2 protein-coding genes are annotated in these 1,612 nt (G+C 31.8%); both read right to left on the bottom strand.

Annotation, left to right across the window (positions count from 1 at the left end; all coding sequences use genetic code 11):
- On the bottom strand, window positions 1-326 hold a 326-nt coding region (locus KPL54_RS25675), incomplete at its 3' end, for a PTS sugar transporter subunit IIA (RefSeq protein ID WP_216109312.1).
- A 95-nt stretch (window positions 327-421) separates the two neighbouring features.
- Window positions 422-1,612, bottom strand: a 1,191-nt coding sequence (locus KPL54_RS25670) for a PTS transporter subunit IIC (RefSeq protein WP_216109311.1), incomplete at its 5' end; no start/stop codon positions are given.

Genomic DNA, 1,612 nt, shown 5'->3' with positions numbered 1-1,612 from the left:
GCAAGCATAAAAATTATGCCAACATCTATTTCACTTTTATCATCTTCCATTTTACAAAATTTAATTGTTTTTTTAGAAATCCCCATTATGACAGATGGCTGCATTACATTTTCAGACTCCGAATGTGGAACAGCAATTGCTATTGGTTTAGTTGCTAATCCAGTTGGAAATATATGTTCTCTTCTAATCGTAGCATCAACATATTCTTTATTAATATAATCTTTTTTTTGAAGATAATCTGACATGTAAGTTATTGCTTCTTCTTTCGTATTAATGTCTTCTAACATTAATACATCATAATATATTCCATTAATGATGTTGTGCATATTATTACCACCTTTAGTATGTAAATTACTTTAGTCAAATAATTTACATACATTTTATTTAACTTAGTAGTGCTTAAATGTATGTTTTATAAATTTTAGAATCTAAATATAAAACTAAATAGTTTGTAAACAATTACAACTAATGGCGTGCCTGAAGCGTCCCATGATGAAACAAGTCCACTTGAAGTATGTCCCATAGAAGTTGCTAATGCGGTCATTGGACCTGCCATAGCCGAAGCTCCCCAACAGAACAAACAGATTATAATTGATTCTATAATTATATTATGAAATATATTTCCTTCTGTAATTGTATTTACTGCAGCACTTTGCCACAATACTATAATAAGACTTACAGAAGCTATCATGTGATTTCCAGGAAGTATAAGAGAAATAATCAATGCTATAGGGTACATTATTAAAGTTGTAGGAATAACCGCAGGATGTCCTATAACAGTTGAACAATCAAGAGCAATACGAACATCATCTCTATGCAACTTACTTGTAAGTAATTTTCTTGAAGCCTTAATAATTGGGAACCAACCTTCTACAAGTATAGAAGCCATTTTTGGAAGGAGAAGGAATGCAGCAGCCATTTTTGTTCCTAGTACTAATGAAGGCATAATACCTACTTGGCTAACTAAACCTATAATAACTCCAACTAATCCACCCATAACGGTAGTTTCACCAAATATACCAAATTTCTCTTCTACTGTTTCAGCATTTATATTTATGTCCTTTATAATAGGAGTTCTTCTTAAAACCCATTCAAATGGCATAGCGATAAATGCTTGAAATGAAAAATGACTTCCATGTGGCCATGAACCTCCTGGTGGGAAATTATTTATTTTTTCTATGTGTGGTGCAATTACATCTGCAACTTTTACATCAATAATTAGGAATATAATTACTGACAATGTAGCTATCCAAAAACTATGTGAAGCTACTCCTACCATTCCAGCGAGTAACATAGCTCGCCATGTATTAAATACATCCACATACAGAGTTTGAGTAAACTTTATATATACTAAAAAAACATTCAATATCAAAAATAGTAGCACTCCAAAGTATCCATATGTGTTGCCAAATGCATAGGTTAAAGATCCCCACCCAATATCCACAACACTTTTTTTGAAACCGTATACTTTAACCATATTTCCTATAGGACTTAACATTGCTGTTTGTATTAAGCCTACAATAAGCATTATTCCTTGAAGTCCTATCGATACCTTTAAAGCACCCAATATAGCTTTTTTGACTGGCACTCTTACTATTATTGAAATTAATAG

Source organism: Clostridium estertheticum, assembly GCF_018861295.1.
Lineage (GTDB): Bacteria > Bacillota > Clostridia > Clostridiales > Clostridiaceae > Clostridium_AD > Clostridium_AD estertheticum_D.
Note: the sequence above shows the minus strand (reverse complement) of the source record. Positions and strands in the feature narration are given on the sequence as shown.